The 15,098-nt window shown below is 65.0% G+C and carries 10 protein-coding genes; 8 read left to right on the top strand and 2 right to left on the bottom strand.

Annotated features, from left to right (window positions below; all coding sequences use genetic code 11):
- On the top strand, positions 1 to 1,376 hold a 1,376-nt coding region (locus FHS82_RS02955; protein WP_208394047.1), incomplete at its 5' end, for a hypothetical protein.
- A gap of 408 nt (positions 1,377 to 1,784) precedes the next feature.
- Positions 1,785 to 3,728, top strand: a complete 1,944-nt coding sequence (locus FHS82_RS02960; RefSeq protein ID WP_166948505.1) for a hypothetical protein — start codon at positions 1,785 to 1,787, stop codon at positions 3,726 to 3,728.
- Positions 3,729 to 4,262: 534 nt separating this feature from the next.
- On the opposite strand, the gene FHS82_RS02965 is transcribed toward FHS82_RS02960, so the two are convergent.
- The gene (locus tag FHS82_RS02965) at positions 4,263 to 6,965 is read right to left on the bottom strand and encodes a bifunctional acetate--CoA ligase family protein/GNAT family N-acetyltransferase (protein WP_166948508.1); all 2,703 of its coding nucleotides are present in this window, start codon (positions 6,963 to 6,965) and stop codon (positions 4,263 to 4,265) included.
- Between the two features lie 309 nt (positions 6,966 to 7,274).
- Here FHS82_RS02965 and FHS82_RS02970 point away from each other — a divergent pair, with 309 nt between their 5' ends.
- The 3 genes from FHS82_RS02970 to FHS82_RS02980 all read left to right on the top strand — a co-directional run bounded on the left by FHS82_RS02970 (position 7,275) and on the right by FHS82_RS02980 (position 10,825).
- On the top strand, positions 7,275 to 8,066 hold the full coding sequence (locus FHS82_RS02970) for an SIMPL domain-containing protein (protein WP_166948511.1): 792 nt from the start codon (positions 7,275 to 7,277) through the stop codon (positions 8,064 to 8,066).
- A 326-nt stretch (positions 8,067 to 8,392) separates the two neighbouring features.
- Positions 8,393 to 10,252 carry a dihydroxy-acid dehydratase gene (gene ilvD, locus FHS82_RS02975; protein ID WP_166948513.1) on the top strand — a complete coding sequence of 620 codons (1,860 nt, stop codon included), beginning with the start codon at positions 8,393 to 8,395 and terminating at the stop codon, positions 10,250 to 10,252.
- A 3-nt stretch (positions 10,253 to 10,255) separates the two neighbouring features.
- The gene (locus tag FHS82_RS02980) at positions 10,256 to 10,825 is read left to right on the top strand and encodes an NUDIX domain-containing protein (protein ID WP_166948515.1); all 570 of its coding nucleotides are present in this window, start codon (positions 10,256 to 10,258) and stop codon (positions 10,823 to 10,825) included.
- Between the two features lie 23 nt (positions 10,826 to 10,848).
- Here FHS82_RS02980 and FHS82_RS02985 read toward each other — a convergent pair whose 3' ends face one another.
- Positions 10,849 to 11,016: a hypothetical protein gene (locus tag FHS82_RS02985; RefSeq protein ID WP_166948517.1), complete on the bottom strand. Its 168-nt coding sequence runs from the start codon at positions 11,014 to 11,016 to the stop codon at positions 10,849 to 10,851.
- A 745-nt stretch (positions 11,017 to 11,761) separates the two neighbouring features.
- Here FHS82_RS02985 and exbB point away from each other — a divergent pair.
- From exbB to FHS82_RS03000, 3 genes are all read left to right on the top strand, one after another.
- Positions 11,762 to 12,955, top strand: coding sequence for a tonB-system energizer ExbB (gene exbB / locus FHS82_RS02990; RefSeq protein WP_246224987.1), 1,194 nt, complete (start codon positions 11,762 to 11,764; stop codon positions 12,953 to 12,955).
- A 5-nt stretch (positions 12,956 to 12,960) separates the two neighbouring features.
- Entirely contained in the window at positions 12,961 to 13,446 is a 486-nt protein-coding gene (gene exbD, locus FHS82_RS02995; protein ID WP_166948519.1) for a TonB system transport protein ExbD, read from the top strand.
- Positions 13,447 to 13,637: 191 nt separating this feature from the next.
- Positions 13,638 to 15,077 carry an FAD-linked oxidase C-terminal domain-containing protein gene (locus tag FHS82_RS03000; RefSeq protein WP_166948521.1) on the top strand — a complete coding sequence of 480 codons (1,440 nt, stop codon included), beginning with the start codon at positions 13,638 to 13,640 and terminating at the stop codon, positions 15,075 to 15,077.
- Positions 15,078 to 15,098: the final 21 nt, after the last annotated feature.

Below are 15,098 nucleotides of genomic sequence, written 5' to 3' on the forward strand. Positions count from 1 at the left end.
CGCAGACGGTCGCCGCCGATGTTCCGCCACTGCGTCCCGAGTTGAAGGAAACGTCCGTGCAGACGGTCGTCGCCGATGCGCCGCCCGTGCCTGCCGACGAAGTGCCCGATGAGCCTCCGGTGCTATTTCCGCAGGCCGGTATCGGCGGCGTGGAGGCGGGGAAAATCGCGAAGGCTACGCATCCGATCCGTCAGTCTGGCCCGGCATACAAGTCTTTGTACGGCTGGGACGAATGTCGCGGGCGGGATACGGGGCCGTACTCCTCACTCTATGTCAATGGAAAGGTTCTTTCTCCGGAAAAGCTCGCGGACTGTTTGAAAGGTGCGGACAATCTCGACGAAATCGTGGGTCGGCTGAGGGGCATGTTCGGCGGGGCGCGCGTTGAGGAGATCGGACCCGACAGGGAGAAACTGCTGCTGATCGACGATACGCCGATCTGTATCAAATTTGGCTGTCCGCGTGAGATAATGAGGTATAAAATCAGTCTTGCGTATCAGAAATTGCTTCACACATATAAAGTAATTGGTATGGATACAGATCCTCGTCTGTTCGGAGAAGCTTGCCATATCAAGAAATTTCTTGACGGGCTGATGGCCTGTAATAATTTTGAGGCAAAGAAATTTCTACTTGAGAGGTATGCTGAGGATACGCTCGTGTGGTCTCTCAAGGCGTATTTCGATAATGGCCCGGCCGACGAGCTGAACGCCTATGCCGTCGGCGAATACGAGGATGCGGAAGGCAAGGCGAACGGGTTCGCCATCCTGAAAAATCCTTCCTTCGATAACAACGGGCGGGGAATCAAGGGCAACGTGGTCGATTTGCGGGCGGGGGACGTTCTCGCGAGCGATGTCGAGGCCGTGGTCCTCAACGGCGACCTGGAGAGCGTGGTGAAGGCGCGGACTGCTGGCATGATAGCGGGTATCGGGGTATCCGTAGGGGGCGATGGCGTGGCGAGGATAGGCGACGGAAAGTATCTTCACGTTACGCCGCCGCCGGGAGCGAACGCCGTCACTGCGAGCGGCCCCGGCGATGCGGCCAGTGCCGATGCCGTCATGAAGAAGAACCTGTCCGGGCTTTCTACCAGCCAGCTCAGTTATCTGCGGGAGAGTATCGAGGCACGCAAGAAGCACCTCGAGGCCTCCGGAGATGCGTTCATCGGCGCCGTATACAGGATCGTGTTCCCGGCCGACGCAGACGACATGCCGCTGCTGGCGCACATCAACCCTGCCCGGTGGATGCCGCCGGCGCCCGGCGATACCTGGAGGGGCCTCTCGGAGGCCTACAAGACTGTCCGGGTGGAAGTGCTGAAGGGCAACATCGGCGCTCTCGAGGAAATGCTCGGCCTTGTCAACGGGGTATTGAACTCCCGGTCGTGAGAGGACAGGGCCGTCGGCAAGCCGTGACGGCCCGGCTGTTTTGCCGAAGCGTCGAACCGGAAACGGGTCTGCGATCCGGATACATCGGCTACCTGAACGAGGAGCGGTGCGGCGGCCTGTTCCAGGGTTCTGTCCGCCGCGCCAGCGGACGAAGATTGTCCTCCGGCGGCCCGTTAACGGAGCCTGCCGGCGGAGTCGATGCTGAGACAAAGGTGTCTTGATTTAAGCAAGATACACGTCAACAATGTCGTATTATGATTTTCTTCAAGGACGTTGAACAGCGGCGCATCTTTGTTTCGTGGCTTTGGGATCGCTGCCGTTGGTCGAAATAAAAATTTATATACAGGTTTATGATGCTGAATGGATCGCCATTAATGTTGGCCATTTATTGCTTGAAAGGTTATTGAGATGATCACACCTCCTCTTTCTCCTGTTAGTCATATTTCTATTCCTGTTTCTCTTTCCGAATTTGCCGAAGACAAGACGTCCGTTCAGGTTCGGCATTCGGGCACTTTCTTCACGAAAAGAAAGGGCGGGGCGACGCTCTCGCAACCCGCATCGCCGCGCGCGGCTGACGGTGTTCTCGATGCCGCGAATGGCGGGAGGGGGCTTCAGGGGTGGAAGGCCCGGCAGGCCGCCGGTGAAAAACTCTTCGCAAAACTGGATCGGGAGTATCAGCAGCTGCTAGCTAAGATCGATGCGCAGTCCGCGGCGATGATAGCGATGTTGCGGCAGGCTACCGAGACAAGGGGGGAGGCCACGCAGGCAGGCCCCCAGGGTGAGCCGTTGCAGCAGGATGCCGTTGCGATGAAGGATGTGTGCGTTCAGGCGGGCATAGAGGGCCGGCGGACGCCGGGTGAGGGCATTCCGTCGCAGTCGTTTTCCGAGGACGTGAATGTTTCGCATTCTGGATTGCTCAATCGTACTGCCAGCGATTCCGTTCGGGGGCATCCCGGCGTCCGCGGCGGCGGCGATTTGAGTCTTGTGGGGCCCTCCCGTCCGCAGCCGCGGCTTCCTGATAGTGGTGAGCCGTCTCACGGTGACGACGAGTTGCCGGTTATGCCGGCGGTGTCGCCGGCGCAGACCGGGGAGCCGACAGCAGCTGCAGGGGCGGCCTCCAGGCCGCGGGCCGGCAGCGAAGAAATCAATGCTTCCTCCCGTCCGGCGTACAAGATCTTGTTCCACTGGGAAGACCTCCCCGGAGGGGATGGAAAGCCGGTCAGTCTGCTCGCTGTCAAGGACCTTCTGGAATCTTTGAGCGGTCCCGGCAGGATGGCGAAAAAACTGAAAAATAAGCTCGCCGGCACGCCGAGGTTCAATCAGGAGAAGCAGCTGCTGATTGACGGCACACCGCTTTGCATCAAGTTCGGTGGCAAGGGGGCCGAAATGGCGAGGTATGAAGCCGGCATCGCCTATCGGGGGCTGCTGGAAGCTTATCGCGCCTATGCGGAGCAGGCAAATCCCGATCGCGCCGGGAATCTCGAACATGTCAAGGAGTTCCTCGGCACGGTGGAGGCCGGGGATCGTTTCAAGGAGAAGCGGCTCCTGCTGGAAAAATACGATGAGGACAGGATCGCACGGTCTCTCAAGTCGTATTTCGACAATGGCCCGACCGACGATATGAATGCCTATGCCGTCGGCGAATATGACGACAATAACGACAACACACACAAGTTCGTCATCCTGAAAAATCCATCTTACAACAACACGGGGCAAAAGATTTCCGGCAATGCGGTCGACCTGAGGGCGGGAAATATCCTCGCCAGCCGGATTGAGGCCCAGGTCAATGGCGGCGACTGGGGACGCGCGAAGAATACGCGGGTCACCGGTGGCCTGGGGGGCATATGGGAGGGTTTCAAGGCTTTCTGGCGGAATGACGAGGTGGCCAGGGCGCGGGACGGAAAACTCCTTCATGTCATATCGACGCGGCCTGTAACGGCGCCGGCGGCGAACATCACCATCTCGAGCGGTGTCGGTAAACTGGGCGATGCGGTCGATGCCGCTGCCAAGACCGACGTCATCATGAAGGACAATCTTTCCAGGCTTTCCGTCAACCAGCTCCTTTATATGCGGGACGATATCAAGGCGCGCATAGAGCACTTCAAGGCCTCCAAGGATGCCTTCATCAACTCCCGATACAAGGTCGTGTTCCCGGGGAAGGAAAACGACATGCCGACGCTGACGCACGTCAACCTTGCCCACTGGATGCCGGCGAAACCGCCCGCCGGTCTGCAAGGAGCCGATGAAAAGGCCTACAAGGAGGTTCAGCAGGAAACGCTGAGCGGCAATATCAATGCCCTCTACGAGATGTGCAACCTCGTCAACGACACGCTGAATTCCAAGCAGGGATAAGGCGCGACGCTGCTGCAGCGCGGCGGACGTGAAACCGGAAGCGTGCCGCCGCTCTATCCGTTGGTTTCCTGCATCAAATCCAACCCAAAAGGTACCGTTTTTCGGTTTGACGCGCCAGGGCACGATCCGATCTGAAGACATCGGATCGTGCTCCATGAGTCTTCGATGGTGAGCGCGTTTTTAGCGACCGGATGATTTCCGTCTGACCGGAAGGCGCTCTCGGGCTATGACGGTCCGGCGCGCTTTCAGCCCATTTCTACGTTTCGTTGAAATGCAACGACGGCCTATGATTTTGTTTTTATAGAATTTCAGCAAAAGCGGCGTTCACTTTTGCTGAAACTGTCTCCGGGCGGGCTTTCGCGCCCACTTCGCCCGCTGCCTGCATCGGCCGGGCGGGGTGCGTGCGGGTTCTGTCCTTTCCGGGCATGGGCGAATGCGGTGCGGTGGTGACCCGGGGCCGGCACGACATGCCTCGCAGCAGCCGGTATCTGGCAGCGGTCTGCATGAAGTATCGGAACAGGCCGGAAAGCGTCTTTACGTCACCTCCAGCTTGACCAGCCGCACGCCCGCGTCGTCCGGGTCGGGGCGCGAGGTGAATCCGAGCTGCGCGCACATGGCGAGCATCATGGTGTTCTCGCGCAGTACCTGCCCCTCAATGGCCTTGAGACCCTCGGCCTTCGCGTATTCGATGATCGAGGTCATCAACAGCCAGCCAAGCCCCTTGCCGCGCATGTCGGTGCGGGTCATGATGCCGTATTCGCCGGCTTCGTAGTTGGCGTCTGCATGCAGGCGCACCGCGCCCAGCATGTCGCCGGAGGCCTCGTCGATCGCCACGAAGGCCATGGCGCGGCCGTAGTCGAGCTGCGTCAGCCGGGCGATGAAGGCATGGCTGAAATCCTTGATCGGCGTGAAGAAGCGCAGCCTCAGGTCGTCCGGCGTCACGCGGGTGAGGAAAGTGCGGAACATCTCCTCGTCCTCCGGGCGCACGGGCCGCAGCAGGATCGGCGTGCCGTCCGAAAGAGTGGTGCGGCGCTCCCATTCCTGCGGATAGGGGCGGATTGCGAAGCGCGGATGACCGGACGGGCCCTTCGCGTGCGCCGTCGCGGCCACCTTCACCCGCCCGTCGACGGCGATGACGCCGGTGTGATCGGCGAGCAGCGGGTTGATGTCGATCTCGCGCACCTCCGGCAGGTCGGCGGCCAGCTGCGCCAGCTTGACGAGCGTGAGCGCCACCGCCTGCTCGTCGGCCGCGGGCACGTCGCGATAGGCCTTGAGGCGGCGCGAGACGCGCGTGCGGGCGATGAGGTCCTCGGCAAGCCGCAGATCGAGCGGGGGAAGGGCGAGCGCCTTGTCGTTGATGACCTCGACCGCCGTGCCGCCGCGCCCGAACACAATGACGGGGCCGAACACCGGATCGTCCGCGATGCCGGCGATCAGCTCGCGCGTCTTGGGGCGGATCATCATCGGATGAACGGTGAGGCCCGTGATGCGTGCCTCGGGCCGCAGGCGGGCGGCGCGTTCCAGAATGTCGTTCGCCGCCTCGCGCACCGCGCCCTCGTTGGCGAGGTTGAGACGCACACCGCCGATGTCGGATTTGTGCACCACATCCGGCGAGAGGATCTTGACGGCGACCGGCAGGCCCTCCGCAAAGAAGTGCCCGGCGGCGGCAACCGCGTCGTCGGCATCGCGCGCAAGCCGCGCCGGCGTGATCGGGATCTGGTAGGCGTCGAACAGCCGCCCCACTTCCAGCGGATCGAGCCACGTGCGCCCCGCTGCCAGCACCTCGTCGACAACGGCCCGCGCCGCCTGCGTGTCGGGCTGGAAGTCGGCCGGCAGACTCGGCGGCGTCTCCATCAGCTCGCCGAGCGCCTCGCGATAGCGCACCAGATGCGTGAAGCCGCGCACCGCCTCCGCCTCGTTGGAATAGTTGGGGATGCGCGCGGCGTCGAACAGCTTGCCCACTTCCGCCCGGTCGCCGTACCAGACGGTCAGTACCGGCTTGGCGGAATGGCGCTGGCGGCGATAGGCGGCGGCCGTGTCGACGACGGCACGCGCCACATCGAGCGAGGAGGCGGGGCCGAGCGGCACGTTGAGCACCAGCACGCCGTCGTTGGCGCGGTCCGCGAGCACGTGGTCGAGGGCGGTGACGTAGCGCGGCCCGTCCGCGTCGCCGCCGAGATCGATCGGGTTGGTGCGCGACCAGTGCTCCGGCAGGGCGGCGTCGAGGGCTTCGAGCGTCGCGGGCGAGAGCGAGGCGATGGCGCCGCCGAAGTCGATCAGCCGGTCCACGGTGAGCGAGGCGATGCCGCCGCCGTTGGTGACGATCGCCAGCCGCTTGCCGGGGAAGGGGCGAACGCGCCCCAGGGTTTCGGCGGCGGAGAACAGCTCGTCAAGGTCGATGACGCGCAGCAGGCCGGCGCGGCGGAAGGCGGCGTCGTAGACGGCGTCCGGCCCGGCGAGCGCCGCAGTGTGGGTCTCCGCCGTGTGGGGATGCTGCCTGTGACGGCCGGACTTGATGACCACCACCGGCTTGGCGCGCGCGGCCAGACGCGCCGCCGACATGAACTTGCGCGCGTCCTGCACCGATTCGACATAGAGCAGGATGGCGCGGGTGTGCCGCTCCAGCGCGAAATAATCGAGCATGTCGCCGAAGTCGACGTCGATCTGGTCGCCGATGGAGACGACGCCCGAGAAGCCGACATCGTGCTGGTGCGCCCATTCGATCACGCCGGCCGCCAGTGCGCCGGACTGCGTGATCAGAGCGAGGTCGCCCGGCTGGGCTGGGCTGCCGGCGAGGCTGGCGTTGAGGTGGGCGTGGGGAGAGAGGAGGCCGATGCTGTTGGGCCCGATCAGCCGCAGGCTGTGGCGGCGCGCGGCCGCCTCGATCTCGCCGAAGAGCGTCTTGCCGTCCGTGTCTGCCTCAAACCGGTCGGCGACGATGACGGCGCCGCTCACGCCGCGCGCGCCGGCTTCCTGCACCCGCTTCAGCACGGCGGCGCGCGGCGAGACGACGATGGCGAGATCCGGCACGAAGGAGAGCGCATCGAGCGTTTCGGCCTTCTCGAAGCCGTCGACGGCCGCGGGCGGGTGCGGGCCGACGAAGCCGCGCTTGCCCGAGAACTGGCTTGCGTCGAGATTGCCCGCGATCCTGCAGACCAGGCCGGCATCGGCTTCCGTATCGGCAACGATGACAATTGATTGGGGGGCAAGCAGGCGGTCGAGGCGGTAGGTGCTCATCGTCGTTCCGTGGGTTGGGGCAGGTGAGCGGGCATCGGTCTGGTGCCGCCATCCATGCCACGGATTGGTTGCCGATGCATCCGTTTGCCGGCAAGCGGGTTCCAGAAACCGGAGCAAAGCGGCAGAAATATCGCAATTCGGAGCATGGTTGGAAAAGGCGGCGGATGGCCGCGGCGCGCGCCTTATGCCCGCCCGAATGCCGCGCATGATGGCCGCATTCGTGATGACGCGGTAATCTTTCTGCATCATGATGCGCCGGAACGGACGTTCGGGCGCTGGTACAGGCGCTTTTCCAGGAGGAACGCACGCATGACCTTTTCTCAGAAGCTCACCCCGGGCCGTCGATTCGCCCGCCAGGCGGCAGCGGCCGCGTTCGCGGGCGGCGTGCTCGCGGGGCTCGTGGCGCTGCCGCTGGCCGCGAAGGCGCAGACCGCCGGCGGCCGGAGCGAGCCTCCGCGCGTGCTGACGGTTTCCGGCGAGGGCGTCGTGCAGGCCGTGCCGGACATCGCCAGCGTCATTGTCGGCGTGGTGACACAGGGCAAGAACGCGAGCGACGCGACGAGGGAGAACACGGCGGCAACCGGCGCGGTGGTCGCGGCGTTCAAGGAGGCGGGTATCGAGCAGCGCGACCTGGCGACGAACGGCTTTTCCGTGCAGCCGCGCTACGTCTATCCGAAGAACGGCGGCAGCGAGGCGCCGCGTATCGACGGATACGAGGTGCGCAATACGCTGACGGTGCGCGTGCGCGACCTCGGCAAGCTCGGCGGCATTCTCGACACGGCCATCGCCACCGGCTCCAACCAGATCGGCGGCATCAGCTTCGACGTGGCGGATGACGCGCCGCTGCTTGACAAGGCACGCGCGCAGGCCGTCGAGGATGCGCGGCGCAAGGCGGATATCTTCGCGCAGGCAGCGGGTGTGAAGCTCGGCAAGGTCATCGCCATCGACGGCGGTTCCTTCGGACGACCGCAGCCGCGCGCCTTCCAGCTCCAGGCGGCGCGCGCCGATGCGTTCTCGGCCAAGGCGGCGCCGGTGCCTGTCGAAGCCGGCGAGCAGGAATTCCGTGCTTCCGTCACGGTGACATGGGAACTGACGGACTGAGCAATCTGACGGAGCGGCGTGCCCGCGCGGGTTGACGTGCGCAACAAATGAAAAGGATCAGGCGGCGCGGCGAAATGCATGATCGTCATGCATGGCTGTCATGTTCGTTCATGCCGTTTCGTTCCTTATCAGGTCTGCGCGTCGTTTGTGCGGTATGCGTCGGCATCGGCCAAAGGCCGGGGCTGATGGTGTTACGCATGGAAATGATATAGACAATAAAGTTTCAGGTGCCGGCCGTCAGCGGGCGGCACCTTTGGAGGAGGTCGGCGCGGCGTCCCGCATGGCCGTAGCGCCGGTCCGATTGCGATGTCTTTGAAGAGGTCAGGATGCCAGCATATCGTTCCCGAACCACCACGCACGGCCGCAACATGGCGGGCGCGCGGGGTCTGTGGCGCGCCACGGGCATGAAAGACGGCGACTTCGGCAAGCCGATCATCGCCGTCGTCAACTCGTTCACGCAGTTCGTTCCGGGACACGTACATCTGAAGGACCTCGGCCAGCTCGTCGCGCGGGAGATCGAGCAGGCGGGCGGCGTGGCGAAGGAGTTCAACACGATCGCCGTCGACGACGGCATCGCCATGGGCCACGACGGCATGCTCTACAGCCTGCCCTCGCGCGAGATCATCGCGGATTCGGTCGAGTACATGGTCAACGCCCATTGCGCCGACGCGATGGTGTGCATTTCGAACTGCGACAAGATCACGCCCGGCATGCTGATGGCGGCGCTGCGGCTCAACATTCCCGCCGTGTTCGTTTCCGGCGGGCCGATGGAGGCGGGCAAGGTCGTCCTGAGCGGCAAGGTGAAGGCGCTCGATCTGGTCGACGCGATGGTCGCCGCCGCTGACGACAGCGTGTCCGACGAGGATGTGCAGGCCATTGAGCGTTCCGCCTGCCCGACCTGCGGCTCGTGCTCGGGCATGTTCACCGCCAACTCGATGAACTGCCTCACGGAGGCGCTGGGGCTCTCGCTGCCGGGCAACGGCTCGACGCTCGCCACCCACGCCGACCGCAGGCGCCTGTTCGTCGAGGCCGGACACCTGATCGTAGACCTGGCGCGCCGCTACTACGAGCAGGACGACGAGAGTGTGCTGCCGCGCTCCATCGCCACGCTCGCCGCGTTCGAGAACGCCATGGCGCTCGACATCTCCATGGGCGGGTCGACCAACACGGTGCTGCATCTGCTTGCCGCCGCCAACGAGGCGGGGGTCGATTTCACCATGGCCGACATCGACCGGCTCTCGCGCCGCGTGCCGGTGCTCTGCAAGGTCGCGCCCGCGGTTGGCAACGTGCATATGGAAGACGTTCACCGCGCCGGCGGCATCTTCGCCATTCTGGGCGAGCTGGACCGGGCGGGTTTGCTGGAGACCGATCTGCCGACCGTTCACAGCCCGACGCTGGGGCACGCCATCGACCGCTGGGACATCACCCGCGCTAACAGCGAGTCGGTGCGCGAATTCTACCGCGCCGCTCCCGGCGGGGTGCCGACGCAGGTTGCCTTCAGCCAGGCGAGCCGCTGGGAGGAACTCGACGCCGACCGCGAGACGGGTGTCATCCGCAACGCCGAGCACGCCTTCTCGAAGGACGGTGGCCTTGCGGTGCTCTACGGCAATCTGGCGGAAGAAGGCTGCATCGTGAAGACGGCGGGCGTCGACGAATCGATTCTGGTATTTTCCGGACCGGCGCGAATTTTCGAGAGCCAGGATGCTGCGGTGGACGCCATCCTGCGCGGGCGCATCAGCAAGGGCGATATCGTGCTCATTCGCTATGAAGGCCCGCGCGGCGGCCCGGGCATGCAGGAAATGCTCTACCCGACGAGCTACCTGAAATCGAAGGGGCTCGGCAAGGCTTGCGCGCTGATCACGGACGGGCGCTTCTCGGGCGGTTCATCGGGCCTGTCCATCGGTCACGTCTCGCCGGAGGCGGCGGAGGGCGGCGCCATCGGGCTGGTGGAGGAAGGCGACATCATCGAGATCGACATCCCGGCGCGGCGCATCCACCTCGCCATCCCGGACGAGGAACTCGCCCGTCGGCGTGCGCAGATGGAGGCACGCGGGCCGGACGCATGGCACCCGGGGCCGCGCAAGCGCAACGTTTCGGCGGCGCTCAGGGCCTATGCGGCGATGACCACCTCGGCGGCACGTGGCGCGGTCCGCGATGTCGAGGGCGCGCTGGCCAGGCGGCGCTGACCGATGGCCTTCGAGATCACCGACACCAAGATCGTCCACGAGGGCTGGGGCCGCTTCATGATCGCGACCATCCGGCTCCCCGACGGGCAGATCATCCGCCGGGAGATCGAGGATCACGGCGCGGCCGTGGCCGTGCTCGCCTACGATCCCGAACGGCGCGTCGCGCTCATGGTCAGCCAGTTCCGACCGCCGGTCCACCTTGTGTCCGGCGACACGGCACTGCTGGAGATCATCGCCGGCGGTCTGGAGGACGATGAAACGCGCGAGGCCTGCGTGCGCCGCGAGGCCATGGAGGAAGGCGGCCTGCGGCTCGGCGCGCTGGACCACGTCGTCGACGCCTGGCCGATGCCGGGCATATCGACGGAGCGTATCGCGCTCTACCTCGCGCCCTACGCGCAGGCGGACCGCGTGGCGGCGGGTGGCGGGCTCGCCGAAGAGAACGAGGGCATCACCGTCGTGGAGTTGCCGCTCACACAACTCGCGGCGCTGGCGGACAGCGGCGCGCTTTCAGACCTGAAAAGCTACGCAACCGTGCAGGCGCTGCGGCTGAGGCGGCCGGAACTCTTCGCCTGAAGTCTGTCCCGCATGGCAGGCGCTTACCGCAGGGTGCTGCCGATCGGCGGGCGGCGCGTCTGCACCTGCACGTACTCGGGCACGCCAAGCTGACGCTCCGCGCGCTGTTGCGGCGTCAGCGTCATGCCCGCGCAGCCGGCGAGCGAGCCCGCAACGAGGGCGATGGAAAGCAGTGAAACGAGGCGGTGCATGATTGTCGTTCCCGGGTAGGGTGCGGTTGATCGCGTGCTTATAAGGTAAAGCGGCCGGCGAATAAACAACGTTTGCAGGCTGTCGCATTTTGCTGCCCGGCAAATTTATCGTGACCATGCCTTCGCCGCGTTTTTCAGCTGCGTGCTGGGTGGCGGAATGAGCAGGAGCCGGAGCATCGCGTCAAAAGTGGGTTCCCGTTTTCTGGCCCGGTTCGATGTATGAGCAAAGAGAGCGGTCGGCGATACGGCTGCGATTTCTTGTCCGCTGATCCGGAATGGCGTTATAAGAAATGTCTATGTTTTATATTTTCTTCATAAAGAGAAAGTTTATCCGTGAAATTTCTTTCGCGATAGGCAATAGAAGCGTGTGAAACTGTATATATGTCCCGCAATTGATAATAGAGCATAGAAAATCGTTGCCAGCTGCGTGATATTTGTTTTTATATTGGAATAGTTAAAATAGATCGTTGTTGAACAAGGCGCGCGCGGAGCGTACAAAGCGCGCATGTGGATGACAGAGACCAGGTTTCAAGACTCCGGACAGAAGAATATGCGGCCCCTGGCGAGAGCGAAAGGGACCGCTTTTCGTGTTGCGGGGGTGTTCCGCCGCCTGGAGCAGTCGCGGGAAAGGCGAATGCCGCTTTTCCGGTTTGAAAGAGCGGGACAACAGGAAGTGAGGGGGCGTGCGCGCGGCTCGGTGGAAGGCGGCGGCGCTCTCATGAAACATGAAGTGAGAACCGATCCGATGGCTACCGTTCCGGCTTTGCGCTCTTCCGTTGCCTGCAGAACGATCGCGCGCCGCCTCGTTCCGATGTTGGCGATTGCAGTCGCGCTGCAGGTTTCGTCACTGCTGGCATCTCAGGCGTGGGGGCAAACGGCGGCGCCCACGTCCGAAACGCCTGCGCAGGGCACAACGCAAGGGCAGGGCGCGACGCAGGGCCAGCCGCAGGGCCAGGTTCCCGCCGTGTCGCCGCCCGAGGTGCCCGTCGCCCAGCAGCCGGCCCCGGTGGCCGGAGCGCCCCAACCCGCGGCCAGCGATGCTCCGGCGGGCTCCGTGACCGATGGCACTGCACCGGCCGCGCCGCAGCCGATTTCGCCGGATGCCCAGCAGAGCGCTGTTCCGGAAGCGGCTGGCAGCAGCCTGCCCGGCACCGAATTGCTGCCCGACCTGCCGTCGCTGACGCCGCCGGAGGGCGAAGGGGGTCTGCACGATCTTTCGCCGTGGGGCATGTTCCTTCAGGCGGATATCGTCGTGAAGGCGGTGATGCTCGGCCTCGTGTTCGCTTCGCTGGTGACGTGGACGGTGTGGGTCGCGAAAAGCCTCGAACTCTTCGTCGCGCGCCGCAGGGTGCGTGCCGGTCACGAGATCGTGAAGCGCTCCCAGACCCTGAATGAGGCGGAGGCTGCGTTCCGTGTCGGGCGCGGCGGCAGCGGCACGGTGGCGCAGTTCGTGCGCGGGGCGCTCGACGAGGCGCAGCGCTCGGGCGACCTGCCGGCCGGGGGCATCAAGGAGCGCGCGGAAATCCTGCTGTCGCGCATCGAGGCGCGGGCAGGGCGGCGCATGAGCGTCGGCACGGGCGTGCTCGCCACCATCGGCTCGACAGCGCCGTTCGTTGGTCTGTTCGGCACGGTGTGGGGCATCATGAACTCGTTCATCGGCATCGCGAAGTCGAACACGACGAACCTCGCCGTGGTGGCCCCCGGCATCGCCGAGGCGCTGCTCGCCACGGCCATCGGCCTCGTCGCGGCCATTCCGGCGGTGATCGTGTACAACGTCTTCGCGCGTTCGATCAGCGGCTACAAGGCGCTGCTGGGCGATGCATCGGCGGAGGTGCTGCGGCATCTGTCGCGCGATCTCGACCGTAACGCGGCGAACCGGCACCGGAACGGGCAGGCGGGCGGCGGGCACGTCGCCCCGCTGCGTTCGGCGGCGGAGTAGGCGCGATGGCGGGACGTCTGCAGGAGGGGGACGACCTCTCCGAAAACCACGAGATCAACGTTACCCCGTTCATCGACGTGATGCTCGTGCTGCTGATCATCTTCATGGTCGCTGCGCCGCTGTCGACGGTGGACGTGCAGGTCGACCTGCCGGCCTCCAACGCGACGCCGCAGCAGCGGCCCGACAAGCCGTTGTACCTGACGGTACAGAGCGATCTCACGCTTTCCGTGGGCGAGCAGGCCGTGCAACGCGAGGTGCTGCAGGCCGAACTCGACCGCCTCACGCAGAACAACCGCGAGGAGCGCATCTTCCTGCGCGCCGACAAGGAAGTCGCCTACGGCGAACTGATGGAGGTGATGAACCTCCTGCGCGCCTCCGGCTATCTGAAAATCGCCCTCGTCGGCATGGAAGCGGCGCCCGCCGGCGGCGCCCCGGGCGTGCAGCCCGCTGCTGCCCCGCCTGCCCCCGCCCCGGTGCCCGTCGCGCCCTGACACTCAATAGTGCGATTTCGTCAAAGGTCTGTCGCCCGTCCGTGCATTGACTTGCGCGGGCGGGCGCTGTTCATTGTTCGAAGCGTTCCAGACTCGGCCGCGTCCGTGTCTGCGATCCCTTATTGACGCGACTTCCGAGCGATCGGGTGCTTCCATCCGGTCGGCAGGTGCGTTGGAAACGGTGAACCGTCATGGCCTCGATTGCCTTTCCCGAACCAGACCCCGCCATACTGGCGCGCCGCGAGGCCATCTGGGCCGATCTCGCGCGGCTCGTCGCGCCGGACGCGCTGATCACGAGCGAGGACGAGCGGCGTGCCTTCGAGACGGATGCGCTCGCCGCCTACCGGCAGGTGCCGCTCGCCGTCGTGCTGCCGTCCTCGACGGAGGAAGCCGCGGCGGTGATGGCCTATTGCAACCGCGAGGGCATCAAGATCGTGCCGCGGGGAGCGGGCACGTCGCTCGCCGGCGGCGCGATCCCGGCCCCCGATTCGGTGGTGATCGGCGTCTCGAAAATGCGCCGGGTGCTCGATGTCGATTACGCCAACAGGACCGCGCGCGTCGAGGCCGGCATCACCAATCTCGCCATCAGCCAGGAAGTCGCGGCCGAGGGCTTCTTCTACGCGCCCGATCCGTCCAGCCAGCTCGCCTGCACCATCGCTGGCAATATCGCCATGAACTCCGGCGGCGCCCATTGCCTGAAGTACGGCGTGACCACCAACAATCTGATGGGCGTGAAGCTCGTGCTGATGGACGGCACCGTCGTCGAGATCGGCGGCGATCATCTCGACGCGGCCGGCTACGACCTGCTCGGCCTGCTCACGGGTGCGGAGGGCCAGCTCGGCCTCGTGACGGAGGCGACGGTGCGCATCCTGCCCATGGCGGAAGGCGCGCGGCCGCTGCTGATCGGCTTTTCGTCGAGCGAGACGGCGGGCGCGTGCGTCACGGCGATCATCGCCGCCGGCATCATTCCCGTGGCGCTCGAATTCATGGACGGCCCTGCCATCCGCATCTGCGAGGATTTCGCCAAGGCGGGCTATCCCACCGGCGCGGAGGCGATGCTCATCGTCGAGGTGGAAGGATCGGAAGAGGAAATCGAGGACGAACTGGCGAAGATCGAGGCCATCGCCCGTACGTTCGATCCGCTGGCGATCCGGGTTTCCCAGTCCGCTGCGGAGAGCGCGGCGATCTGGAAGGGGCGCAAGTCGGCCTTCGGCGCGATGGGGCGCATCGCCGACTATCTGTGCATGGACGGCACCATCCCCACGGGCCAGCTCTCGCTGGTGCTGCGGCGCATCGCCGAAATCTGCGCGGAAAACGGCCTCGGCGTCGCCAACATCTTCCACGCCGGTGACGGTAACCTGCACCCGCTCATCCTCTACGACGTCGCCAAGCCCGGCGATCTGGAGCGGGCGGAGAAGGCGGGCGCGGAAATCCTGAAGCTGTGCGTGGACGTGGGCGGCTGCCTCACCGGCGAGCACGGCGTCGGCATCGAGAAGCGCGACCTGATGACCTATCAGTACAATCGCGCCGATCTGGAGCAGCAGATGCGGGCGCGGGCAGTCTTCGATCCGCGCTGGCTGCTCAACCCGGCCAAGGTTTTTCCGCTCGACGGGCGGCTCACGGCACAATAACGCAAGCACATCGGGATGGAA

The sequence above is a fragment of the Pseudochelatococcus lubricantis genome, assembly GCF_011762225.1.
Classification (GTDB): Bacteria; Pseudomonadota; Alphaproteobacteria; order Rhizobiales; family Beijerinckiaceae; genus Pseudochelatococcus; species Pseudochelatococcus lubricantis.

Excerpts from the sequence above, each read along its gene's own strand:
- FHS82_RS02960 (WP_166948505.1), top strand. The coding sequence starts at position 1,785 with ATGATCACACCTCCTCTTTCTCCTGTTAGTCATATTTCTATTCCTGTT.
- FHS82_RS02980 (WP_166948515.1), top strand. The coding sequence starts at position 10,256 with ATGGCCTTCGAGATCACCGACACCAAGATCGTCCACGAGGGCTGGGGC.
- ilvD (WP_166948513.1), top strand. The coding sequence starts at position 8,393 with ATGCCAGCATATCGTTCCCGAACCACCACGCACGGCCGCAACATGGCG.
- exbD (WP_166948519.1), top strand. The coding sequence starts at position 12,961 with ATGGCGGGACGTCTGCAGGAGGGGGACGACCTCTCCGAAAACCACGAG.
- FHS82_RS02985 (WP_166948517.1), bottom strand. The coding sequence starts at position 11,016 with ATGCACCGCCTCGTTTCACTGCTTTCCATCGCCCTCGTTGCGGGCTCG.
- FHS82_RS02970 (WP_166948511.1), top strand. The coding sequence starts at position 7,275 with ATGACCTTTTCTCAGAAGCTCACCCCGGGCCGTCGATTCGCCCGCCAG.
- FHS82_RS03000 (WP_166948521.1), top strand. The coding sequence starts at position 13,638 with ATGGCCTCGATTGCCTTTCCCGAACCAGACCCCGCCATACTGGCGCGC.
- exbB (WP_246224987.1), top strand. The coding sequence starts at position 11,762 with ATGGCTACCGTTCCGGCTTTGCGCTCTTCCGTTGCCTGCAGAACGATC.
- FHS82_RS02965 (WP_166948508.1), bottom strand. The coding sequence starts at position 6,965 with ATGAGCACCTACCGCCTCGACCGCCTGCTTGCCCCCCAATCAATTGTC.